The 21880-nt window shown below is 72.5% G+C and carries 24 protein-coding genes; 12 read left to right on the top strand and 12 right to left on the bottom strand.

All coding sequences use genetic code 11. The annotated features are described in order from the left end of the window. Positions 1-25 precede the first annotated feature (25 nt). Genes ACFFCA_RS04780 through ACFFCA_RS04765 form a run of 4 tightly spaced genes read left to right on the top strand, consistent with a single transcriptional unit; the run spans position 26 to position 3728 of the window. Complete coding sequence (locus ACFFCA_RS04780) at positions 26-1087, top strand: HpcH/HpaI aldolase/citrate lyase family protein (RefSeq protein WP_375482336.1); 1062 nt, start codon at positions 26-28, stop codon at positions 1085-1087. After that, positions 1087-1950, top strand: coding sequence for an HpcH/HpaI aldolase/citrate lyase family protein (locus ACFFCA_RS04775; RefSeq protein WP_375482334.1), 864 nt, complete (start codon positions 1087-1089; stop codon positions 1948-1950). The genes ACFFCA_RS04780 and ACFFCA_RS04775 overlap by 1 nt, the downstream gene beginning before the upstream one ends. Positions 1951-2005: 55 nt before the next feature. Beyond that, positions 2006-3262 carry a magnesium transporter MgtE N-terminal domain-containing protein gene (locus ACFFCA_RS04770; protein WP_375482332.1) on the top strand — a complete coding sequence of 419 codons (1257 nt, stop codon included), beginning with the start codon at positions 2006-2008 and terminating at the stop codon, positions 3260-3262. Continuing rightward, on the top strand, positions 3255-3728 hold the full coding sequence (locus ACFFCA_RS04765) for a DUF1003 domain-containing protein (protein WP_375482330.1): 474 nt from the start codon (positions 3255-3257) through the stop codon (positions 3726-3728). Before ACFFCA_RS04770 ends, ACFFCA_RS04765 begins: the two co-directional genes overlap by 8 nt. 6 nt (positions 3729-3734) lie before the next feature. On the opposite strand, the gene ACFFCA_RS04760 is transcribed toward ACFFCA_RS04765, so the two are convergent. The 3 genes from ACFFCA_RS04760 to ACFFCA_RS04750 form a co-directional block, all read right to left on the bottom strand. Then, the gene (locus ACFFCA_RS04760; protein ID WP_375482328.1) at positions 3735-4043 is read right to left on the bottom strand and encodes an AzlD domain-containing protein; all 309 of its coding nucleotides are present in this window, start codon (positions 4041-4043) and stop codon (positions 3735-3737) included. A gap of 79 nt (positions 4044-4122) precedes the next feature. Beyond that, a complete protein-coding gene (locus tag ACFFCA_RS04755; protein WP_375482326.1) occupies positions 4123-4788 on the bottom strand; it encodes an AzlC family ABC transporter permease in 666 nt (221 codons plus the stop codon). Then, complete coding sequence (locus tag ACFFCA_RS04750) at positions 4781-5260, bottom strand: MarR family winged helix-turn-helix transcriptional regulator (RefSeq protein ID WP_375482324.1); 480 nt, start codon at positions 5258-5260, stop codon at positions 4781-4783. Before ACFFCA_RS04750 ends, ACFFCA_RS04755 begins: the two co-directional genes overlap by 8 nt. A gap of 26 nt (positions 5261-5286) precedes the next feature. On the opposite strand from ACFFCA_RS04750, the gene ACFFCA_RS04745 reads away from it, so the two are divergent. Further along, entirely contained in the window at positions 5287-6411 is a 1125-nt protein-coding gene (locus ACFFCA_RS04745) for an Mrp/NBP35 family ATP-binding protein (protein WP_375482322.1), read from the top strand. Between the two features lie 46 nt (positions 6412-6457). On the opposite strand, the gene ACFFCA_RS04740 is transcribed toward ACFFCA_RS04745, so the two are convergent. The 4 genes from ACFFCA_RS04740 to sigE all read right to left on the bottom strand — a co-directional run bounded on the left by ACFFCA_RS04740 (position 6458) and on the right by sigE (position 9796). Beyond that, the gene (locus tag ACFFCA_RS04740; protein WP_375482320.1) at positions 6458-6964 is read right to left on the bottom strand and encodes a sec-independent translocase; all 507 of its coding nucleotides are present in this window, start codon (positions 6962-6964) and stop codon (positions 6458-6460) included. Positions 6965-7013: 49 nt separating this feature from the next. Beyond that, a complete protein-coding gene (locus tag ACFFCA_RS04735) occupies positions 7014-8720 on the bottom strand; it encodes a trypsin-like peptidase domain-containing protein (protein ID WP_375482318.1) in 1707 nt (568 codons plus the stop codon). A gap of 105 nt (positions 8721-8825) precedes the next feature. Next, entirely contained in the window at positions 8826-9194 is a 369-nt protein-coding gene (locus ACFFCA_RS04730; protein WP_375482316.1) for a hypothetical protein, read from the bottom strand. Beyond that, the gene (sigE, locus tag ACFFCA_RS04725) at positions 9191-9796 is read right to left on the bottom strand and encodes an RNA polymerase sigma factor SigE (protein ID WP_375482314.1); all 606 of its coding nucleotides are present in this window, start codon (positions 9794-9796) and stop codon (positions 9191-9193) included. Before sigE ends, ACFFCA_RS04730 begins: the two co-directional genes overlap by 4 nt. Before the next feature lie 175 nt (positions 9797-9971). On the opposite strand from sigE, the gene ACFFCA_RS04720 reads away from it, so the two are divergent. The 3 genes from ACFFCA_RS04720 to ACFFCA_RS04710 all read left to right on the top strand — a co-directional run bounded on the left by ACFFCA_RS04720 (position 9972) and on the right by ACFFCA_RS04710 (position 13557). After that, on the top strand, positions 9972-11372 hold the full coding sequence (locus ACFFCA_RS04720; RefSeq protein ID WP_375482312.1) for a pyridoxal phosphate-dependent decarboxylase family protein: 1401 nt from the start codon (positions 9972-9974) through the stop codon (positions 11370-11372). 21 nt (positions 11373-11393) lie between these two features. Next, a complete protein-coding gene (locus ACFFCA_RS04715) occupies positions 11394-12032 on the top strand; it encodes an O-methyltransferase (RefSeq protein WP_375482310.1) in 639 nt (212 codons plus the stop codon). A 160-nt stretch (positions 12033-12192) separates the two neighbouring features. Beyond that, positions 12193-13557, top strand: a complete 1365-nt coding sequence (locus ACFFCA_RS04710) for an IS481 family transposase (protein WP_375482308.1) — start codon at positions 12193-12195, stop codon at positions 13555-13557. Here ACFFCA_RS04710 and ACFFCA_RS04705 read toward each other — a convergent pair. After that, the gene (locus tag ACFFCA_RS04705) at positions 13448-14365 is read right to left on the bottom strand and encodes a hypothetical protein (RefSeq protein ID WP_375482307.1); all 918 of its coding nucleotides are present in this window, start codon (positions 14363-14365) and stop codon (positions 13448-13450) included. The two genes, ACFFCA_RS04710 and ACFFCA_RS04705, sit on opposite strands and share 110 nt — an antisense overlap. A gap of 225 nt (positions 14366-14590) precedes the next feature. Between ACFFCA_RS04705 and ACFFCA_RS04700 the strand changes: the two genes are divergently transcribed. From ACFFCA_RS04700 to ACFFCA_RS04685, 4 genes are read left to right on the top strand one after another with little or no spacing between them, the layout of a single operon-like run. Continuing rightward, on the top strand, positions 14591-14893 hold the full coding sequence (locus tag ACFFCA_RS04700; protein WP_375482305.1) for a DUF4031 domain-containing protein: 303 nt from the start codon (positions 14591-14593) through the stop codon (positions 14891-14893). A gap of 36 nt (positions 14894-14929) precedes the next feature. Further along, on the top strand, positions 14930-15871 hold the full coding sequence (cofD, locus tag ACFFCA_RS04695) for a 2-phospho-L-lactate transferase (protein WP_375482303.1): 942 nt from the start codon (positions 14930-14932) through the stop codon (positions 15869-15871). Next, complete coding sequence (locus tag ACFFCA_RS04690) at positions 15868-17211, top strand: coenzyme F420-0:L-glutamate ligase (RefSeq protein WP_375482301.1); 1344 nt, start codon at positions 15868-15870, stop codon at positions 17209-17211. The genes cofD and ACFFCA_RS04690 overlap by 4 nt, the downstream gene beginning before the upstream one ends. 21 nt (positions 17212-17232) lie before the next feature. Continuing rightward, complete coding sequence (locus ACFFCA_RS04685; protein ID WP_375482299.1) at positions 17233-18063, top strand: serine hydrolase domain-containing protein; 831 nt, start codon at positions 17233-17235, stop codon at positions 18061-18063. 14 nt (positions 18064-18077) lie between these two features. Here the strand turns inward: ACFFCA_RS04685 and ACFFCA_RS04680 are convergent, their stop codons facing one another. The 4 genes from ACFFCA_RS04680 to ACFFCA_RS04665 all read right to left on the bottom strand — a co-directional run. Then, a complete protein-coding gene (locus ACFFCA_RS04680; RefSeq protein ID WP_375482297.1) occupies positions 18078-18551 on the bottom strand; it encodes an SRPBCC family protein in 474 nt (157 codons plus the stop codon). Positions 18552-18559: 8 nt separating this feature from the next. Beyond that, positions 18560-19465, bottom strand: coding sequence for a DNA-3-methyladenine glycosylase family protein (locus ACFFCA_RS04675; protein ID WP_375482295.1), 906 nt, complete (start codon positions 19463-19465; stop codon positions 18560-18562). 35 nt (positions 19466-19500) lie between these two features. Next, positions 19501-20565, bottom strand: coding sequence for a sugar phosphate nucleotidyltransferase (locus ACFFCA_RS04670; protein WP_375482293.1), 1065 nt, complete (start codon positions 20563-20565; stop codon positions 19501-19503). Between the two features lie 89 nt (positions 20566-20654). Continuing rightward, the coding region (locus tag ACFFCA_RS04665) for a SpoIID/LytB domain-containing protein (protein WP_375482291.1) at positions 20655-21880 on the bottom strand (1226 nt) is incomplete at its 5' end.

Raw genomic sequence — 21880 nt, 5'->3', positions numbered from 1 at the left:
CGTGGTCGGCTGCTACGTTCCGGCCATGCGTACCGCCAAGGACTTCTTCACCCCCCTGGCCGTCGGGGCGCCGGCCCCGCTGCGGGAGATCCCGGCCCGCCCGTCGCGGGCCATCCACTTCTTCGATCCGAGCAACGCCAAGATGGCCGCCAAGGTGCCGGACATGGTCGGCACCTTGGACGTGCTGCTCGGCAACCTCGAGGACGCGGTCAAGGCGGACAACAAGGAAGCGGCCCGGCAGGGCCTGGTCGACATCGCGAAGTCGACCGACTTCGGCCCGACCCAGCTCTGGACACGCGTCAACGCCCTGGACTCGCCCTGGGGCCTGGACGACCTGGTGACGCTCGTCGGTGAGATCGGCGACAAGCTCGACGTGATCATGGTGCCCAAGGTGCAGGGCGCCGAGGACATCCATTACGTCGACCGCCTGCTGGCGCAGCTCGAGGCCAAGGCCGGGCTCGACCGCCCGATCCTCGTCCACGCCATCCTCGAGACGGCGCGCGGCGTGGCCAACGTCGAGGAGATCTGCGGCGCCTCACCCCGGATGCAGGGTCTGTCCCTCGGCCCGGCCGACCTCGCCGCCGACCGTCGGATGAAGACCACGCGGGTCGGTGGCGGCCACCCCGGCTACCTCGTCCGCCAGGACCCGACCGACGGCGACATCGAAGGTCAGCGCACCACGTACCAGCAGGACCTCTGGCACTACACGATCGCGCGCATGGTCGACGCGTGCGCCATGCACGGCATCTACGCCCACTACGGGCCGTTCGGCGACATCAGCGACGTCGTCGCCTGCGAGGACCAGTTCCGCAACGCCTTCCTGCTCGGCTGCGTCGGCGCCTGGAGCCTGCACCCCAAGCAGATCGCCATTGCCAACAAGGTGTTCAGCCCCAGCGTCGAGGACGTCGCGCACGCCCGCCGGGTGGTCGCGGCGATGGGCGACGGGACGGGCGCGGTCATGCTCGACGGCAAGATGGAGGACGACGCGTCGCTCAAGCAGTGCCTGGTCATGGTCGACCTCGCCGAGCGGTTGGCCGCCGTCGACCCCGAGCTGAAGAAGAGCTACGACGCGATCGAGGTGGCTTGATGAGCGACGTGTTCCGCGCCCGACGGTCGCTGCTGTACATGCCCAGCTCGAACCCGAAGGCGCTCGAGAAGGCCAAGACGCTGCCCGTCGACGGCATCATCTTCGACCTCGAGGACGCCGTCGCCCCCGACGCGAAGGCCGACGCACGCGGGGCGGCCGTGGCCGCGGTGCGCAGCGGCGAGTACGGCCGGCGCGAGCTGACCGTCCGGGTCAACGCCATCGGCACGGAATGGCACGCGGCGGACCTCGTCGCCGCGGCCGCAGCCGGACCGGACGCCGTCGTGGTGCCGAAGGTCAACACCGCCGAGCAGGTCCGGGGCCTGGCCTCGGCCCTCGAGTGGTCAGGCGCGCCCGAGCACACCTCGCTCTGGGCCATGATCGAGACACCCGAGGCCATCTTCAACGTCCGCGAGATCGCAGCCGCGTCGGACCGGCTCGCGTGCCTGGTGATGGGCACCAACGACCTGGTCAAGGAGCTCTACGCCGAGCACGTCCCGGGCCGTGCTCCCGTGCTCACCGCGCTGTCGCTCGCGGTGCTGGCCGCGCGGTCGGCGGGCATCGCGATCCTGGACGGCGTCTACAACGACGTGAAGGACGCCGAGGGGTTCGCTGCGGAGTGCCGGCAGGGCCGCGAGTTCGGCTTCGACGGCAAGACACTGATCCACCCCGGCCAGGTCGAGGTCGCCAACACCGAGTTCGCGCCGTCCGCGCAGGCGATCGACGACGCCCGCGGGATCCTGGCCGCCTGGGAGCAGGGCGGCACCGGCGTCGTCACCTACAACGGCCGCATGATCGAGAACCTGCACGTCGACAGCGCGAAGCGGACCCTCGCCATCGCCGACGCCATCGCCGCCCTGGGCTAGGCCCGCACTCACCCCGCACCGACTAGCCTCTTGGCGTGACGATCGGGGCCGACAGATGAGCACGCGGGTATTCGTGGCCCGCCTCGCGGGCATCGACGTGTTCGACCCCGGTGGCGAGCAACTCGGCCGGGTCCGGGACGCCGTCACGATGCTGCGGGTCGATCGGCAGCCCCCACGGGTGCTCGGGCTGGTCGTCGAGCTCACCCAGCGGCACCGCATCTTCGTGCCCATGGGCCGGGTCACCCGCATCGAGCCCGACCAGGTCGTGCTGTCCTCCGGCACCGTCAACATGCGGCGTTTCGAGCGGCGCGCCAACGAGACCCTCGTGCTCACCGAGCTGCTCGACCGCACGGTCACCGTCCGGGAGACGTCGGCCGCGGCCACGGTCGTCGACGCCGGCATGGAGCAGAACCGCACCCGCGACTGGGTCATCTCGCGCCTCGCCGTCCGCACCCAGACACCCCGGTTGAGCCGGCGGCGCGGCCAGCTGTCGCAGGTCGACTGGAACGAGGTCGACGGCCTCGCCCTGCAGGAGACCCGGCAGGGCACCGACACCGTGGTGTCCATGCTGTCCGACCTGCGTGCCGCCGACGTCGCCACCGCCCTGCTGGAGATGCCCGAGAAGCGCCGCCTCGAGGTCGCGGCCGCACTCGACGACGACCGGCTGGCCGACGTCCTGCAGGAACTGCCCGAGGACGAGCAGGTGTCGCTGCTCGCCCAGTTCACCGACGAGCGCACCGCCGACGTCCTGGAGGCGATGGACGACGACGACGCGGCCGACCTGCTGGGCGAGATGGCGCAGGACGACCAGGAGCGGCTGCTCCAGCTGATGGAACCCGAGGACGCCGCGCCCGTCCGTCGCCTGCTGACCTACGAGGACTACACCGCCGGCGGCCTGATGACGTCCGAGCCGGTGATCTGCCTGCCCGACGCGACGGTGGCCGAGGCCCTGGCCCGGGTGCGGCACCCCGAGCTGTCGCCCGCCGTCGCGGCGCAGATCTACGTCGTGCGACCGCCGGCCGGCACGCCCACCGGCCGCTTCCTGGGCACGGTGCACATCCAGCGGCTGCTGCGTGAGCCGCCGTCGGCGCTGGTCAGCGGGCTGTCGGACAACTCGACCGCGTCCTTGCGTCCCAGCGCACCGATCGACGAGGTGACACGGCACCTGGCTGCCTACAACCTGGTCGCGGTGCCCATCACCGACGACCACGACCGGCTGCTGGGCGCCGTCTCGGTCGACGACGTCCTCGACCACCTGCTCCCTGAGGGCTGGCGCGAGCGCGACGACGACGAGGAGCCCGCGCGTGGCTGAGTCGCGGATCCGCCTGGACCAGCCGCGGGTCGAGCGTCGTACGCCGCGATTCCACTACGACGCCGAGGCGTTCGGCCGCTCGACCGAGCGGATCGCGCGGTTCCTGGGCACGGGCCGCTACCTCGTCTACCAGTCCGTCCTGATCCTGGTGTGGATCCTGGTCAACACGCTGCCGGGCATCGGGCACTTCGACCCGTACACGTTCACGTTCCTGACCCTGATCCTGTCGCTGCAGGCGGCGTACGCGGCCCCGCTGATCCTGCTCGCACAGAACCGGCAGGACGACCGTGACCGGGTCAACCTCGAGGCCGACCGCGACGAGGCCCGGCAGTCCAAGGCCGACCTCGACTACCTGGCGCGCGAGATCGCCGCCATCCGGATGGCGCTCGGCGAGGTGGCCACGCGCGACTTCCTGCGCTCGGAGCTGGCCCGTCGCGAGCGCGAGGACGACAAGGACGGCGACTGACGCTGCTCAGAACGCCAGCCGCAGCACCGCCGCGACCGCAGCAGCAGCCACCACCACGACCAGGAAGGGCATCCGCCGCCACACCGCGACCGCGCCGGCCCCGAACCCCAGCAGCCGCGGCGCATCGAAGGACCAGTGCGAGCCGTCGGCCACCGCCTCGACGACCACCAGCGCCGCGAGCAGGGCGACGGGCAGCAGCTCGACGACCCGGCGGACCTGCGGGTGCTCGAGCACGCGGGCGGGCACCAGGTAGCCCGCGAGCTTGAGCAGGTAACAGCCTGCCGCGGTGGCGAGGACGAGCACCCAGAGACTCATGGAGCCACCGCACACGTGGTCAACTGCGCCACGCGGTCACCAGACAGCCACGTACCGCAGTCGATCACCAGGAGAGGGGTCACCGGAGACGCACCGCCAGCAGCAACGCGGCGGAGGCGGCGAGGACGGGCACGCCGGGCGGGGTCACCGGGATGAGCAGGAACGCGATGGCCGCGCCCACCAGCGCGATCCACCGCTCCAGCTGCCCGGTGCGCAACCGGGGCGCCAGCAGGGCCAGGAACGCGGCCGGCACCACCGCGTCCAGGCCGAACGACGCCGGGTCCACGACCGAGCCGACGAGCGCGCCCACCGCCGTCGTCAGGTTCCAGAACGTGAAGACGCCGGCGAAGGTCCACCAGAACGCGACGCGCGACAGCGCGGGCGTCCGCTGCGCCACGGCCATGGCGGTGGACTCGTCGATCGTGCCGAGCGCGGCGAGCAGCCGGCGCAGACCCCGGACGCGCAGCAACGGGGCGAGCCGCATCGCGTACAGGGTGTTGCGCGAACCCAGCAGCAGGCCGCCGCCGAGCGCGGCCCCGATCGAGCCGCCGGCGGCTACCACGCCGACGACCGCGAACTGGGTGCCCCCGGTGAAGGCCAGCAACGACAGCAGGCAGGACTGCACCACCGACAGCCCGGCCGCGACCGACGCCGCACCGAACGCGAAGCCGTACGCGCCGACCGCCACGCCGACACCGAGGGAGTCGCGCACGGCGGCGGTGCGGGCCGGATCGGCGTCAGCCACCCTGGGCGTCGTCGACGGCGCGGTCCATCAGCGTCCCGAGTTGGCGCAATTCGTCGTCGCTGAAGTGGATCAGGAAGTGGTCGCGGATGCCGGCCAGGTGGACGGGCGCGGCTCTACGCAGCGCCTCGAAGCCGGGACGGGTGAGCACGGCGTACATCCCGCGCGCGTCGTCCGCCGACGGCTCACGGCGCACCCAGCCCTCGGCCTGCAGCCGGTCGACCATGCGGGTGAGGCCCGACCGCGACATGAGCAGCCGGTCGGCAAGCTCGGCCATCCGCAACCGGTACTCCGGTGCCTCGACGAGCTGCAGCAGCACGTCGTACCAGGCGAGGGGCATCGAGCAGGTCTCCTGCAGTTCCTCCTCGAGGGTGCGCATCAGCGACGCGTGGGCCAGCAGGAACTGACGCCAGATGCCGATGCGCCAGTCCGAGGGCCGCAGCGGGCCCGGAGGACGGGGGTTCGGCGCCGGCACGTGAGCACTCTACGTACCATCGAAGCGTGCCCCAAGAGAGTTCCGTGCGTGCCGCCCTGTCCACCGTCAACGACCCCGAGATCGGCAAGCCGATCACCGAACTCGGGATGGTCGAGCGCGTGGAGGTGGGCGACGACGGCCGGGTGGGCGTCACCGTCCTGCTGACCGTCGCCGGCTGCCCCATGAAGGCCGAGCTCACCCGAGGCGTCACCGAGGCGGTGTCGCGGGTCGAGGGTGTCACCTCGGTCGCCGTCGAGCTGGGTGTGATGAACGACGCCCAGCGCACCGAACTGCGTCAGCAGCTGCGCGGCGACGCCCCCCAGAACGAGATCCCGTTCGCCCAGCCCGGCTCGCGCACCCGCGTCTACGCGGTCGCCTCCGGCAAGGGCGGCGTCGGCAAGTCCTCCGTCACCGTGAACCTGGCCGTGGCCCTCGCCCAGAAGGGGCTGTCGGTCGGCGTCGTCGACGCCGACATCTACGGCTTCTCCGTACCGCGCATGCTGGGCGTGGAGGGCAAGCCCACCCAGGTCGAGAACATGATCATGCCGCCGATCGCGCACGACGTGAAGGTCATCTCCATCGGCATGTTCACCCCGGGCAACACCGCGGTCGTCTGGCGCGGCCCCATGCTGCACCGGGCGCTGAACCAGTTCCTGGCCGACGTCTTCTGGGGTGACCTCGACGTCCTGCTCATGGACCTCCCGCCCGGCACCGGCGACATCGCGATCTCCGTCGCCCAGCTCGTCCCCTCCGCCGAACTGCTCGTGGTCACGACGCCGCAGCTCGCCGCCCGCGAGGTCGCCGAGCGCGCCGGGTCCATCGCGCTGCAGACCCACCAGCAGATCGTCGGTGTGGTAGAGAACATGAGCTGGCTGGACATGCCCGACGGCTCGCGGATGGAGCTGTTCGGCAGCGGCGGCGGCCAGGCCGTCGCCGACTCGCTGGCCGCCACCACCGGCACCCGCGTCCCGCTGCTGGGCCAGATCCCGCTGGACCAGGCCGTGCGCGAGGGTGGCGACGGCGGCGCGCCGGTCGTGCTGTCCGACCCCGATTCCGCGGCGGCCACGGCGCTGCGCGGGATCGCGGACGCGCTGGCTGCACGCAGCCGCAGCATCGTCGGCCGCTCGCTGGGGCTCACGCCCGTCAACTGACGCGAGGTCGGTGCCGACCCGGTGACGTCGTCCGGGTCCGTCGACCTCAGGTGACGTCGTCGAAGCCGGCCTCGGGGCCCGGCCGCGGCCTCGGACGCGGTCGCGTCGCGGGCGGCTGGGTCACCGGCTTGACCGGCGGGTCTGCCGCGGCGGACTTGGTCATGCGCACCGTGGCCTCGTCGTCCTCGAGACCGCGCACGGCCGCCCGCGGGTCGACGTCACGCAGCTCGTCGCGCCAGCTCTGACGCGGGTCGTCGTCGCCGAAGATCGCGTCCCGCAGCGCGTTGCGCGGGTTGAGCCGGCCGAGGTCGACGTCGTCGCCGAACACCGCACGCTGCACGGCGGTACGCGGGTTCAGGTTGCGCAGGTCGATGTCGGCGAACTCCGGCCCCAGCTCCTCGCGCAGCTGCTCACGGGCGCCGGTGGCGAGATCGCGCAGCGTCCGCAGCATCTCGGCCGCGTCGCGGGCCAGCTTGGGCAGACGGTCCGGGCCGACGACGACGATCGCCACGATCGCGAGAACCACGAACTCGAACGGCCCGATGTTGAACACCTGTCCACCTTCCCGCGTCCGCCCGTCGAAAGGGCTGAGGGCCGTCGGTTCAGCTGAGGGTGACGGTGACGGTCTTCTTCGTCGACGAGTTCTTAGGGTAGTACGTCACCGGGACCCGATCACCGGGCTTGCGCTGCTGCACCACGACGACGAGCTGGTCGGCGGACTGGATCACCGTCTTGTCCACGACGACGACGACGTCGCCGGTCTTGAGCCCGGCCTTGGCGGCGGCCTTGCCCGGGGAGACCTGCACGAGGTACGCCCCGGACTTGGCGCTGGTCAGGTAGGTCTTGGCCTGCGCGCCGAGAGTGGCGTGCGAGGTCTTCCCGGTGTGGATGAGGTCGAGCGCGATCTGCCGTGCGTAGTTGATCGGGATCGCGTAGCCGATGCCGGACGCCGCCGGGCCGGAGTCGGAGCTGCCGACGGACGCGGCGGAGTTGATGCCGATGACCGCGCCGGAGGAGTTCACGAGCGCGCCGCCGGAGTTGCCGGGGTTGATCGGGGCGTCGGTCTGGATCGCGTCGAGATAGGCGTCGGACGTGCCGTCGTCGGCGTAGACGTGCACCGGCCGGTTCAGCGCCGAGACGATGCCGGCGGTGACGGTGCCCTGCAGCCCCAGCGGGGAGCCGATGGCGATCGCCTGGTCGCCGACCGCGACCTTGCTCGAGTCGCCCAGGCTGGCGACGGTCAGGTCGCTGTTCGACACCTTGATCACGGCCAGGTCGCTGGTGGGGTCGGCCCCGACGATCTGCGCCGAGGACGTGGCCTCGTTGCTGAACGTGACCCGGATCGTCGCGGTTTTGTCGCCCTTGGCCGCGGCGATGACGTGGTTGTTGGTCAGCACGTAGCCGTCGCTCTGGATCACCACGCCGCTGCCGATGGCCGCCTCGTCGCCGGTGGTGACGAGGATGGACACGACCGCGGGCCCGACCCGCTTTGCGACGCCGGCGACCGAGCCGGCCGGCCGCTTCGTCGGCGTCTCGACCTGCGCGATGTGCAGGTCCGGCCGGTGCAGGGCGGCGTTCGTCTCGTGCGTGGCGAACCATCCGACGCCGCCGCCGATCAGACCGGCGAGCAGCGTCACGACGAGCAGCACGACGAGCGACGGCAGGCCGAACCGGCCACGGCGCACGTTGTCGGGCGCCTCGTCGTCGTCGAGCTCCTCGTCGTCGACGTCCTCGGCCTCGCTGTCGTCGGCCGGGTCGATCTGGGCCGGGCGTCCGTCGCTGAACACGGCGCCACGGCCCAGCCAGAACGGTGACGACGGGTCGCGCCACGGATCACGCGCGGCGTCGGGCTTCCACCACGGGGACTCGCGGCGCGGGCCGGACGCCTCCAGACGCGACCCCGGAACGGGCGCGAAGCCGTCCTGCGCGTCCGGGGTGGCCGAGAACGAGTCGGCCATGACATTGGGCACCGCGGGGCGTGGATTCGGGCGCGGCATCAACCGCTCGCCGGGTTGCGGCGCGAAGGCCGTCGCACCGGCCGGCCGGCCGTAGGTGGCGCGTTCCTCCGGCGACACGGTCATCGGTGGCGGCGTGTACGAACCGGGCTCGTCGCGGGCGGCGAATCCGCCCTGCTCACCGGGCGGGCGGGCGAACACGTCGTCCGCCGCTGCTGCTAGCGGCGACGGCCCGCCCGTGCGGGCGGAGTCGACAGGCCGGTCGCCGACCTGGTCGGCCGGCTCGGCGGGGCCGTTGCCGTCGCTCGCGGGAGCAGCCTCGCTGGCCGCATGCCGGCCCTGCTCCTCATCCACGTCCAGCTCCTTCATCGCCGAGGGCGTCCGTCATCGAGTCTGCCCCAATCGGCGCGGGCACGACGCACCGGCCGCGGATCGCTACAGCGCCGGGGACGCGGCGTGTCAGCGGCCGCGGTGGGGGCGCTTGGGACGCGACGGCGGGACCAGGGCGGCCATCGGGGCACCGAGCACCGGCCCGCCCAGCGGGCCGACCGTGGACAGCATGGTGGTGCCGTCGTCGTCGACGACCGTCGGTGACGGGGCGATGGGCGTGGTCAGGGGCAGCGAGCGCAGCCGGTCGGCAAGGCTGGTCGGCAGGGCCGGCGCAGGTGCCCCGCGCAGCGCCCAGACCGCTTCGCGCTGGACCCGCACCGCGTGCGCGCACTCGGCGCACGACTTGGTGTGACGCGCGGCCCGCTCCCGGACGTGACCTCGCAGGACGCCATCGGCGAACGCGGCCACCGCCTCGTCGGACAGGTGCTGTGAACTCATCGAGCCGGCGCCCCCGTGAGCTCCGCGCCGTCCGCGGGGCCCACGTCCGGCTCGAGCGGACGACGCCCGGGCGCGCGATGGGCCAGGGCCTGGCGCAGCAGGACGCGACCGCGGTGGATGCGGGAACGCACGGTGCCGACCTTGATGCCGAGAGTGGCCGCGATCTCCTCATACGACAGCTGTTCGAGGTCGCACAGCACGACGGCCACGCGGAAATCGGGCGGGAGCGCGTCGAGGGCGGCCTGGATCTCGGGGTCGAGGTGGGTCTCGTCGTAGGCCTGCTCGGGCCCGGGGTCGCTACCGGCCAACCGGTCACCGGCGTCCTCGGGCAGCGCGTCGAAGCGGATGCGCTGACGCCGTCGCACCATGTCGAGGAACAGGTTGGTGGTGATGCGGTGCAGCCAGCCCTCGAAGGTGCCGGGCTGGTACTCGGCCAGCGAGCGGAACACCCGGACGAAGGTCTCCTGCGTCAGGTCCTCGGCGTCGGCGCGGTTGCCGGACAGCCGGTACGCGAGCCGGTAGACCCGATCCGCGTGCGTACGGACCACCTCGTCCCAGGTGGGCGGAACCCACACCGGAGTCTCGGCGGACTCGACCGTCATTGCCTCACCTCGCGCCTCGTCGGTACGGCGGACGCCTGAACGCCACTGCCGATCCCGTCCGAGAGAACCAGACCAACCTGTACAGGACCTAAACGCCGACGGCCGTGCCAGCGTTCCCACAGGCGGCTCGGGACCCCGTCCGCTACCGCGACGCGTGCCTCTACGCTCGGTGGCCATGCACGCGTACACCCCCGCCGACGACCGCACCACCCGGGAACTGGCCCGGCTGTGCATCGAACGACTCGCCACCCGCACCCCGCTCGACCGTCCGCTCACCCCCGAGGAGCTCGAGCAGCAAGCCGGACGCACCGTCGTCCCGGAAGGCCTGGGGCCCGACGAGGCGATGCGGCTCTGGCAGGAGGTGCTGAGCCTGGCCTGCCTGTCCGTCGACCACCCGCGGTACCTGTCTTTCATCCCCAGCGCGCCCACGAAGGCCGCGGCCGGCTTCGACATGGTCGTCGGCGCGACCTCGGTCTACGGCGGGTCCTGGCTCGAGGGCTCGGGTGCCGTCTACGCCGAGAACCAGGCGCTGCGGTGGATCGCCGAGCTGGCCGGCCTGCCGCCGGAGTCCGGCGGCGTCTTCGTGCAGGGCGGCACGATCGGCAACCTGTCGGCGCTGGTCGCGGCCCGCGAGTCGGCGCGGCACCGGCGCGCGCAGCGCGGCCGACCCGCACCGCACCGCTGGGCAGCGTGCGTGACGGCCGAGACGCACTCGTCGGTCAAGCACGCGCTGCAGGTCGTGATGGACGTCGACGTGATCGAGGTCCCCGGCGACGACCGTGGCCGGATGACCGGGCCGGCGCTGCGCGCGGTCGTCGACGACCTGCCCGACGCCGTTCGGTCGGGTGTGTTCGCGGTGGTCGCCACCGCGGGCACCACCAACCTCGGCGTGGTCGACGACATCGCCGGCGTGGCCGAGGTCGCCCGGGCGCAGCAGTGGTGGCTGCACGTCGACGGCGCCTACGGCGGGGCCGGCCTGGCCGCCCCGAGCGTCCGGCACCTGTTCGCCGGCGTCGAGCACGCCGACTCGTTCCTGGTGGACCCGCACAAGTGGCTGTTCGCCCCGTTCGACTCGTGTGCCCTGCTCTACCGCGACCCCGTCCAGGCCCGCGCCGCGCACACCCAGACCGCCGGCTACCTCGACCCGGTCACCGTCGAGGGCGAGTGGAACCCGTCCGACTTCGCCATCCAGCTCACCCGGCGCGCCCGCGGCCTGCCGTTCTGGTTCTCCCTCGCCGTCCACGGCACGGACGCCTACCGCGACGCCGTCGAGCAGACCCTCGCCGTGGCCCGGGCGGGCCGCGCGATCATCGACGACCGCGCCCACACCCGGCTACTCGTCGAGCCGGACCTGTCCGTGCTGGTCTTCGAACGGGTCGGCTGGGACGCCGACCAGTACGCCCGCTGGAGCAGCCGCATCCTCGACGAGCAGCTCGGCTTCGTGACCCCGACCCGGCACGACGGACGGGTGTGCACCCGTTTCGCCGTCGTCAACCCGACGACGACGGCCGACGACCTGGCCCAGTTGATCGACTCCATGCACGACGTCGACGCCGGCGCGGCCGAAACCGGCTGACCCGGCGCTAGGCTCTCGGCCATGGCCGACGCGATGCTCTCCGAAGCCAGCCTGTCCTACGCGGAGTCCTACGCGGACGAGGACGACATCGTCCGCGGCGCGCGCGCCCGCGCCAAGGAGTTCGGCTGCACGCCCATCGGGCCGGCCGGCGCGGCCACGCTGCGGGTACTGGCCGCGGCGGCCGGTGCGCGGGCCGTCGTCGAGGTCGGCACCGGCGCCGGCGTCTCCGGCCTGGCGCTGCTCGACGGCATGGCCACCGACGGCGTGCTCACCACCATAGACGTCGAGGGCGAACACCAGCGCGCGGCTCGCGAGGCGTTCACCGAGGCGAAGATCGCCCCGACGCGTTTCCGGCTGATCAACGGCTCGGCCACCGAGGTGCTGCCCCGGCTGCGCGACGCCGCGTACGACCTCGTCTTCGTCGACGCCGACAAGTCGGCCTACGAGTTCTACTACGAGCAGGCGATGCGCCTGCTGCGGCCGGGCGGGATCGTCGCGTTCGACAACGCGCTGTGGCACGACCGGGTGGCCGACCCCGGGCAGCGCGACCCGGAGACGTCGGTGCTGCGTGAGCTGGCGCGGCTGGTGCGCGACGACACCCGGCTGCTCTCGACCCTGCTGCCGGTCAGCGACGGCCTGCTCGTCGGCGTCCGCCGCTGACCTCGGACCTCGCCGACCTCGGCACCGAGCGTCCACACCTTCTTCTCGTGATCAACTCGCGCTGTGCCGGGCTGCAGACCTTGTGCGGACCGGAGAGATGCCGGACAGATCGTTCTGGAGACATGCCGGACACCTGATCGCTGGTGTGGCCTGATGGGTCATGCCGCTGAAGGTGATGGATGTAGTGGAGCTCAGGCTTCGGGTGATCGCTGATCTGCAGGCGGGCTTGTCGGCCCGTGAGGTCGCGCGTCGGCATCGGATCGGTAAGTCGCAGGTGTGTGAATGGTGGCAGCGTTATCGCCTCGAGGGTGCGCAGGGTCTGGTCCCTCGATCGCGGCGTCCGCTGCGCAGCCCTGCCCAGCTGGATGCGGTTGTCGAGGACGAGATCGTGCGGTGGCGTAAGGCCCGACCGCGGTGGGGCGCGAAGAAGATCCAGGCGATGCTGGCCGCTGAGGGGTGGGTGCCGACGCCTGCGGTCTCGACTGTGCACCAGGTGCTGGTGCGTCGGGGATTGATCGATCGGACGCGGCGTTCACGGCAACCGGCTGCGGGTTGGCAGCGGTTCACCCGCGACTATCCCAACGATCTGTGGCAGATCGACGCGACCCAGCATCGGCTGGCCAACGGACGGGCGTTCTGGGTCGTTGACCTCGTCGATGACCACTCGAGGTTCCTGCTCGGCACGCACGTCTGCCCGGCCCCGACCGGCGACGCAGCGTGGACGGCGTTGCGGGACGCGGTCCGCGCCCACGGGCTGCCTCGGCAGCTGTTGTCCGACAACGGGCTGCTGTTCACCGGACGACTGCACGGCGTCACCGTGGCCTTCGAGCGACAAGCCCGCGCCGCTGGGATCGAGCTGATCCACTCCCGGGTGCGGCACCCCGAGACCGTCGGCAAACTCGAACGCCAACACGCCACCCAGAACGCCTGGCTGGCCGATCACGGCGCGCCTCGTAGCCTGACCGCCGCCCAGGCCGTGCTCACGGCCTACCGCCACGACTACAACACCGCCCGCCCGCACGAGGCGATCGAGCAGCGATTCCCCGCCGACGTCTATCGCCCAGAACCCGGCGTCGACCTACCCGCCATTCGAGCTGGCACCGGCCGACCCCTACCCCGCCGGCTGCCTGAAACGCCGCGTCGACCACAGCGGCAGAATCGTCTACTCCCACCACACATGGACCCTGGACCAGCGGTGGGTCGGCATCACCGTCGGCCTGCTCCGAGACCGCGGACGACTCGAGGTCTACTACGGAGCCGCCCTCATCGACACCATCATCGTGGGCACCCTGCCCGAACCAACACCCCGCGGACGCCGACCCAACAACTAACCGTGTCCGGGATGTCCCCGGAACGAACCGTCCGACATCTCCCCGGTCCGAACACGGGCTGCAGACCTGCACAACGCGAGTTGATCAGGCGGACAGGCCACGCCGCAGTTCCGTCTCACGGCCGGCGAGCCAGGCCCGGACGTCAGCCACGAACGAGGCTGGGTCGCGCAGCGCCGACGGCGGGCGGTGGATGACGGAGTGGCCCGCGACGGTCAGCTCGAGATGGCGGTCCCACGTGGAGTTCCACCCGTCGCGCGTCGCGTGGAACTCGACGCTGTCGATCTCCAGGCACGCGCGCAGTCGCGCCCAGTAGAAATCGACGACCCGCCACCGCCCGTCGGGCAGGTCGATGCGGACGTTCTGCTCGAAGCCCGTCAGTCCGGCGGTACGCAGGATGCGCGCCGCACGCGCCTCCGGTGCGGAGGCGCTACCCCAACCCACCTCCTCGAGCGCAACACGGAGGTACGCGCTCCCCTGCCGCGGTCCGGCCTCGAGTTCCACCCCCAGTTCGGCGACCGTGCAGTGTTGATCTTGAACGACCCGGGCAACCAGGGTCCGTACATCGTCCAGCCGGGTCATCGCGCACGCCAGATCGGCCGCTGCACGAGCCGGTTCGACACGGCAGGGGCCCGACCACCGCATGGCCGTGAACGGCCGGGACGTGCTGCGCACCTGGGCGAAACCGGTCGCGCGTCGACGGTTCTCCGTTGGCACGAGAACGAGCACCGTCCGCGTCGCAGCGACACCCCGTACCTCCGACGCGCGGAGGGCTGCTGCGCCGGAGAGCGCTGCGCCCCGACCGGCGTAGACGAGGGCGGCGGTCCAACGGTCGGGCTCGGTGAGCGTCTCGCCCGTGAGATAGGTACGCGGCAACACGCGACGCCACGCCCCACTGGCCAGACGGTGGTCGACGGCATGCCGCGAGAGCCCCCGCCGCAGGGCTTCGGCTCGATCGAGCACCCGGGGCAACCTGTCCGGGTCGACCCACCAGTCGTCATCCACCGGTGCATCGTGCCGCCGCCCGACCGCGAATCGGCCACATGTCACCCCGACTGTGGACGGCCGGTCACGCCTGTGGACGAACCCAACCGGAACCCCTCACCCGTGATCAACACGCATTCAGCAGGCCTGGGTCCCTGCAGAACGCGAGTTGATCACCTGAAGGTCGGGAAGAGGTGAGGCGGGGCGGACAGGTGGGACGGCAGTGCGGGCGGCGGCGGTCAGGCAATGACGACTAGCGTCGGACGGGTCATGACCTGCTACGTCGACACGGTGCGCTCCTACCCGGACGCCGGGCTGCGCTTCACCGACTACTGCCACCTGCTCGCCGACACGCGCGAGGAGCTGCACGCCATGGCCGACGCGGTGGGCATGCCCCGGTGGACGTTCCAGGACCATCCGTGGCGCTGGCATTACGACCTCCCGGCGCACCTCCGTCCGGCGGCCATCGAACGCGGCGCCCGGGCCGTGCTGCTCCACGACGTCGGGGCGCTGCTGCGCCGCCGGAAGGCCGCCATGCCAACGGCGTGAAATCCCACGCAGTGCGCATCGCGTAGGTTCGTCTGCGTGCGCATCGCAGTCCTCGCCGGCGGCATCGGCGGCGCCCGCTTCCTGCGCGGTGTCCGGGCCGCCCGCCCCGACGACACCGTCACCGCGATCGTCAACACCGGCGACGACGTCACCCTGCACGGGCTGCGCATCTGCCCCGACCTGGACAGCGTCATGTACACCCTCGGCGAGGCCCACGACGCCGAGCGCGGCTGGGGCCGCACCGATGAGACGTGGCGCATCAAGGACGAGCTGGCGGCCTACGGCGCCGAGCCGTCCTGGTTCGGGCTCGGGGACCTCGACATCGCCACCCACCTGGTGCGCACCCGCATGCTCGATGCCGGTTACTCGCTCACCGACGTGACGGCCGCACTGTGCGAGCGGTGGCAACCGGGCGTCACGCTGCTGCCGATGACCGACGACCGGTGCGAGACGCACGTCGTCGTCGAGCTCGACGGCGCCCGTCGCGCGATCCACTTCCAGGAATGGTGGGTGCGCTACCGCGCCGCGCTGCCCGCCCAGGCGTTCGTGCAGGTCGGGCTCGACGACGCCACCGCGACGACCGCGGTCCTCGACGCCGTCACCACCGCCGACGTCGTGCTCGTCGCGCCGTCGAACCCGGTCGTGTCGATCGGCACCATCCTCGGCCTCGACGACATCCGGGACGCGCTGGTCACCGGCCCCGCACCGGTGGTCGGCGTCTCGCCGATCATCGGCGACGCCCCGGTGCGCGGCATGGCCGACTCGTGCCTGCCCGCGATCGGCGTCGAGGTCAGCGCCGAGGGCGTGGCCCGGCACTACGGCGCCCGGCGCGACGGTGGCCTGCTCGACGGCTGGTTGATCGCCGAGGACGACCGCGCCGACGTCCCCGGAGTCGAGGTCCGCGCCGTCCCGCTGCTGATGACCGACGACGACGCGACGGCGGACATGGTGCGCGCCGCCCTGGAGCTCGCGCGGTGATCGCGGGCGACCACGCCGTGGCGTACCTCGAGGTACGCCCGGTGCACGGCATCGGCGAGCTGCGGCCCGGCGACGACCTCGCCGGCGTCGTCGCGGACCACGCCGACCTGCAGGACGGCGACGTCGTGGTCGTCACGTCGAAGATCGTCTCGAAGATCGAGGGACGCCTCGTCGTCCTCGACTCCGACGACCCCGAGGAGCGGGAGAACGCGCGGCAGGCCGCGATCGACGCCGAGACCGTGCGCGTGGTCGCGCGGCGCGGCGACCTGCGCATCGTGCAGACCCGGCACGGGTTGGTCATGGCCGCGGCCGGGGTCGACGCCTCCAACGTCGCCCGCGACGAGCTGGCCCTGCTGCCCGTCGACCCCGACGCCTCGGCGCGGGTGCTCCGCGACGGCCTGCACGACCGTCTGGGCGTCGACGTCGGCGTGATCGTCACCGACACGATGGGCCGGCCCTGGCGGCACGGGCTCGTCGACGTCGCCATCGGCGTCGCCGGGCTGACCGCGGTCACCGACCCGCGCGGGAGCGTCGACAGCTACGGCAACACCCTCGACGTCACCCAGGTCGCCGTTGCCGACGAGATCGCGGCCGCCGCCGACCTGGTGAAGGGCAAGCTGTCCGGCATCCCCGTCGCGGTGGTGCGCGGTCTCGCCTCCGCCGAGGGCACGCTCTCCGACGACGGGCACGGCACGCGGGACCTCGTCCGTGGCGCGGCCGACGACCTGTTCCGCATGGGCACCGCCGAGGCCATGGCCGTCGGCCGGGAGGACGTCGGCTGGGCCGGCGGTTCCGCCCCGTTGCTGCACGCCGACGCCGTCGCCACCGTCACCGGCATGGCGCCGGACGACGGCGCCCCGCCCGCCGTACGGGAGGCGTTCCTCGGCTTCCTCGCCGCGCGGCCGGACGCCACGTGGCGCTCGTGCGTTGCCGGGCACCTGACCGCCAGCGCCCTGGTCGTCGACCCCCACCGGCAGGCCGTGCTGCTCACCCTGCACCCGCGCGTCGGCCACTGGCTGCAGCTGGGCGGCCACTGCGAGCCCGGGGACGGCACCATGCTCGACGCCGCCGCCCGCGAGGCCCGCGAAGAGAGCGGCATCGGCTCGCTGTCCTTCGACCCCGGCCCCCTGGCCCTCGACATCCATCCCGTCACGTGCTCGCTCGGCGTGCCCACCCGGCACTTCGACGTCCAGTACCTCGCGGTGGCCAGCCCGGGCGCCGAGCCGACCCGCAGCGAGGAGTCGCTCGACCTGCGCTGGTTCGGCTGGGACGACCTGCCCAGCGGGGTCTCCCCCGATCTGCCGCGCCTCGTCGAGCTCGCCCGCCGCCGCCTGCCGTGACGGCCCGATGACGGCGATCTCATGAGCGGCCTCGACGACGCGCTGCGGGCGGTGGACGACTGGCCGGTGCCGCACGCCGCCGCTGCGGTCGTGGGGCCGTCCGGGGTCCTCGCGTCGCGCGGGCCGCAGGAGCACGCCTTCCCCCTCGCGTCGGTGACCAAACCGCTGGCCGCCCTCGCCGTGCTCGTCGCCGTCGAGGAGGAGGCGGTGGCCCTCGACGACCCCGCCGACGAGCAGCTGCTGCCGGGCGCGACGCTGCGCCATCTGCTCACCCACGCGTCGGGGCTGGCACCGCAGCGGGCGTTGCGCTCGTTCCCGCCGGCGACGCGCCGCGTCTACTCCAACGTGGGCATCGAGCGCGCGGCCGAGCTCGTGGCGACGGCCGCGGGCATGCCGTTTACGCGCTACCTGGACGAGGCCGTGCTGCGGCCGCTGCGGATGACCGGTACGTCGCTGCCCGGTTCACCCGCCCGCGACGGCGTCTCGACCGTCGCCGACCTCGCCCTCGTGCTGCAGGAGCTGCAGGCCCCGACCGGGCTCCTCGCGCCCGCCACCCTCAAGGACCTGCGCACGGTGCAGTACCCCGGCCTGCGCGGGGTGCTGCCCGGCTACGGCGGCCAGACTCCCAACGACTGGGGCCTGGGGTTCGAGATCCGCGGTACCAAGTCACCGCACTGGACGGGGGCCGCGAACTCCGCGGCGACCTACGGGCACTTCGGGCAGAGCGGCACGATGTTCTGGATCGACTCCGAGGCCGGGGTGGGGCTCGTCGCCCTCGCCGACGAGAACTTCGGCGACTGGGCACGGACGGCCTGGCCGCAGCTGTCCGACGCCGTACTGCGCGCTCTCTGACCGACGCGCACGGATCAGTGCGTCTCGACGGTGCGGGCCAGGATCCCCAGCGTCGCCTTGAGCGCGGCTTCGGGGATGACCGGGAAGACGCCCTTGCCGCGGAAGCGCTCGTCGATCCGGCTCCAGTCGTAGTACGACGTGACCAGCGTGCCGCTGTCGGCCGAAGCCAGCCGGTAGCCGTAACGGTGCTCGATCGGCGGTTGCACGGTGCCGGAGATCGTCCACTCGACCAGCGCGTCCGGCTCGAATGCGGTGATGATCACCTGCACGTCGTACCGGCCCATGTCGGCGATGTCGCCGAGGGCCTCGCGGTCCATGTGCACGACGAAGGTGTCACCGGTGGCAGTGACCCGCGCCCCCTCGGCCGACTGCAGCATCCCCGAGCTGTCGATGCGCACGTGGCCCTGCGGGTCGGTCAGCACGGCGAACACCGCGGCCGGGGGCGCCGCGATCGTGCGCGCCGCCTCGAAGCGCTCGTCCTCGGGCATGCCACTCCTCAGATCGCGCGGATGTCGGTGTAGTTGAACTTCGGCCCGTACCGCGGCGCCCTCATGCCGGTCAGTTCAATCAACCGCATGACGCGTTGCCGGTGGCCGAGCCAGGGCGCAAGCAGCTCGAGCATCTGCTCGTCGGTACTGCGGGGGCGCCCGGCCAGCACCCACCCCACCATGTTCGGCAGGTGGTAGTCGCCGACGCTCACCGAATCGGGGTCACCCAGCGCGCGTTGCGTGGTCTCCGCGGCGGTCCACGCGCCGACGCCGGGGATCAGGCGCAGCCGAGCGGTCGCCTCGGCGTGGGTGAGCTCGACGCACTGCTCCATGCGGCGCGCCACCGACGCCGCCGCGCGGATGGCCCGCTGCCGCTTGCCGTCGACGCCGAGCCGGTGCCATTCCCAGGTGGGCAGCTCGAGCAGGTCGCGCGCCGAGGGCGGGACACGCATGCCCTCGGCCGGGCCGGGCGCGGGCGTACCGAACCGGTGCAGCAGCAGCCGCCACGACCGGCGCGCCTCGAGACCGGTGACCTTCTGCTCCAGGACGCCGGGCACGAGCGCGTCCATGACCAGACCCGTACGGGTCAGCCGGAACCCGGGACGGGCGCGGCGCAGCTCGTGCAGCACCGGCACCGCCGTGACGTCGAGATCAGACCAGTCGTCGTGGGCGCCCAGCAGGGCGGGCACCTGCTCGAGCAGCCAGGAGGCCCCGTCGCCCCACGCCTGGGCGCTGGCCCGCGAGCCCGCCGCCGCGACGCACAGTGTGCCCGGGCCGTCGGGCGTCGTACAGGCCCACCAGAACCGGCCGGCGGTGTCGAAGCGGTGTGCCGGGTCGCCGCTGCCGCGGCGCAGCGTGGCCAGGGTGGAGCGCAGGTCGATCGGGCGACCGGCCTCCCACTCGCGCACCTGCACCCGCACAGTGTGGACCAGGGGTGTGACGGAACGCGTCAGAGGTCGGACGAGAAGCGGATCGAACCCTCGGCCAGGTGCACCCCGGGCCACACCCGCGCGCCGTAGCGCAGCTCGATGCCGGCGCCGATGACCGCGTCGTCGCCGATGACGCAGTCCTCGAGCAGCGCCCCGGGGTGGACGGTGACGCGGTTGCCGACGATGCTGCGGCGGATCACCGCGCCCGCCGCGATGCGGGCGTCTTCGAAGACGGCCGACCCGTCGATGTCAGCACCGGCCCCGACCGCCGTGCGGGCACCGATCGTCGACCCGCCGTAGATCTTGGCCTTGGGCGACACGGACGCGCCGGGCATCAGCAGCCGCTCACCGGGCCGGGGCACCGCGGGCGAGGGCGCGACGCCCCGCACCAGGTCGGCGGAACCCTGGACGAAGTCGGCCGGCGTCCCGAAGTCGCGCCAGTACCCGGTGGTGAGGTAGCCGCGCACGTCGGCCCCCGACCGGAGCAGCCCCGGGAAGGTCTCCTTCTCGACCGACACGGGCCGGCCGGCCGGGATCGTGTCGATGAGGCGGCGCTTGAACGCGTACAGCCCGGCGTTGATCTGGTCGGTCACGGGGTTGGGGTCCTTCTCGAGGAACGCCTCGACCCGCCCGTCGGCGTCGGTGGGCACGCAGCCGTAGGCCCGGGCGTCCTCGACCCGGGTCAGGCACAACGTGACGTCAGCGTCGGTCTTGCGGTGCGACTCGACGAAGTCGACGAGGTCGACGCCGATCATGTTGTCGCCGTTGAACACGAGCACCGTGTCGGCCCGCAGGGCGGAGGCGACGTTGCGGATGCCGCCACCGGTCCCCAACGCCTCCTTCTCCACCACGCACCGCAGATCGACGCCGAAGCGCGACCCGTCACCGAAGTAGTCCTCGAACACCTCGGCGCGGTAGGACGTGCCCAGCACGACGTGGGTGATGCCGGCCTCGCGCAATCGCAGCACGAGGTGGGTCAGGAACGGCACGCCCGCGGTCGGCAGCATCGGTTTGGGCGCCGACAGCGTCAGCGGTCGCAGCCGGGTGCCGAAGCCACCGACCAGGATCACCGCATCGGTGGCCATCTGTTCCCCTCGCCCGCGCCCGTCGTCCGGCCTCCGACCCTCTCACACGGTCGGTGGCCGCCCGTCACCCAATCGCTTCTGCGAGGTGGTCAGCTCGTGACGAGCCGGAACCAGTCGGTCCACGCCCCGAGGGTGTTCGCGAGCCCGAAACCGGTCGTCGTCACGTGCGTGGCCTTACCGCTGCGCGTGCCGTAGATCGTGACCTTGCTCGTCCGGCCGCCCCACGCGCCGTGACCGTCGGTGGTCGTGACGATGCGGGTGACCTTCGACAAACCGTAGCTGCGGGCCAGCGACGACAGCGAGGTCTTGTGGGTCATCGCGAGGTACGGGTCGCCGGACGCCGCGTTGTCGTAGGGGTCGGCCCGGGCCACCAGGTAGGGCTGGCCGCCGTCCACCGTCCAGCCGCCGTTGGAGGCGCTGAACTGGGCGAAGATCGCCGAGCCGTGGTACTCCGCGACCAGGTTGCTGGTGTCGGTGACGCCGCGCATGTCCTCGCTCCAGACCCGGTGGCCGGCGGCGTCCAGATAGGCGGCGCCGCCGTAGAACTGGCAGGCCGTGGTGTCGCAGATGTCCCAGTCGCGGTTGCGGGGGTGGTCCGTCTCGTACTGCGCGTAGGTGCGCGCCGCGATGGCCTGCGCGTCCACGGCGGCCCGGGCCCACGACGCCGGCATCTCGCGCGGGGCGACACCGGCGACGTAACGCTCCAGGTCGACCGTCTCGACGGAGTTCACCGCGCCGGTGCCGGACGCGGTCGTGCGCACGGCGCGCACGACGCCCCAGTAGTAGTTGCTGCTGCCGTCCGGAGCCATGATGCGCACCCGGTGGCCGTTCCCGCGAGTGAACCCGGCCCGGTTCGGCAAGCCCGCGCGGTAGGTCGTCCAGTGCGATCCCTTGGCTGCGCGCAGTTGCTGCAGGGTGAGGCCGCGGTGCGCGTCGGCAACGAGGCGGTAGCGGGACACGCCGTTCGAGGTCGACGGCAGCGCGCCGCTCACGCCGGTGACGGTCAGGCCGGGCCAGGCGACCGCGGTGGTGGCCGATCCGAAGCCGCCGAGCAGCACCCGGATGGTGCGCGAGCTCTGCCGCACCAAGGTCGTGTGCGGGTAGTAGAAGGCGATGATGCGCCGGAACGACAGGCCGGCCGCGGCGGCACCACGGGCGCCGTACTGGCTCATGCCGTGGCCGTGGCCGTTGCCGCGCCAGGTGATCGTCACCGACTTCGCGGAGGCCGCCGGCGTCACGGTGGCCGCGCCGGCAGCGGGAGCGGCGAGGGTCGCCGCACCGAGCGTGCCGGCGACCAGGGCGGCGGCGGTGAGGG

The organism is uncultured Jatrophihabitans sp., from assembly GCF_964252635.1.
Classification (GTDB): Bacteria; Actinomycetota; Actinomycetes; order Mycobacteriales; family Jatrophihabitantaceae; genus Jatrophihabitans.
The sequence above is the reverse complement of the archived record's forward strand: the minus strand, read 5'-3'. Positions and strand labels throughout refer to the sequence as shown.

Bases quoted from the DNA above. Each gene is read 5' to 3' on its own strand.
- ACFFCA_RS04730 (WP_375482316.1), bottom strand. From the start codon at position 9,194: ATGAGTTCACAGCACCTGTCCGACGAGGCGGTGGCCGCGTTCGCCGAT.
- ACFFCA_RS04770 (WP_375482332.1), top strand. From the start codon at position 2,006: ATGAGCACGCGGGTATTCGTGGCCCGCCTCGCGGGCATCGACGTGTTC.
- ACFFCA_RS04670 (WP_375482293.1), bottom strand. From the start codon at position 20,565: ATGGCCACCGATGCGGTGATCCTGGTCGGTGGCTTCGGCACCCGGCTG.
- ACFFCA_RS04760 (WP_375482328.1), bottom strand. From the start codon at position 4,043: ATGAGTCTCTGGGTGCTCGTCCTCGCCACCGCGGCAGGCTGTTACCTG.
- ACFFCA_RS04680 (WP_375482297.1), bottom strand. From the start codon at position 18,551: ATGCCCGAGGACGAGCGCTTCGAGGCGGCGCGCACGATCGCGGCGCCC.
- ACFFCA_RS04720 (WP_375482312.1), top strand. From the start codon at position 9,972: ATGCACGCGTACACCCCCGCCGACGACCGCACCACCCGGGAACTGGCC.
- ACFFCA_RS04685 (WP_375482299.1), top strand. From the start codon at position 17,233: ATGAGCGGCCTCGACGACGCGCTGCGGGCGGTGGACGACTGGCCGGTG.
- ACFFCA_RS04780 (WP_375482336.1), top strand. From the start codon at position 26: ATGCGTACCGCCAAGGACTTCTTCACCCCCCTGGCCGTCGGGGCGCCG.
- sigE (WP_375482314.1), bottom strand. From the start codon at position 9,796: ATGACGGTCGAGTCCGCCGAGACTCCGGTGTGGGTTCCGCCCACCTGG.
- ACFFCA_RS04700 (WP_375482305.1), top strand. From the start codon at position 14,591: ATGACGACTAGCGTCGGACGGGTCATGACCTGCTACGTCGACACGGTG.
- ACFFCA_RS04715 (WP_375482310.1), top strand. From the start codon at position 11,394: ATGGCCGACGCGATGCTCTCCGAAGCCAGCCTGTCCTACGCGGAGTCC.
- ACFFCA_RS04710 (WP_375482308.1), top strand. From the start codon at position 12,193: ATGCCGCTGAAGGTGATGGATGTAGTGGAGCTCAGGCTTCGGGTGATC.
- ACFFCA_RS04775 (WP_375482334.1), top strand. From the start codon at position 1,087: ATGAGCGACGTGTTCCGCGCCCGACGGTCGCTGCTGTACATGCCCAGC.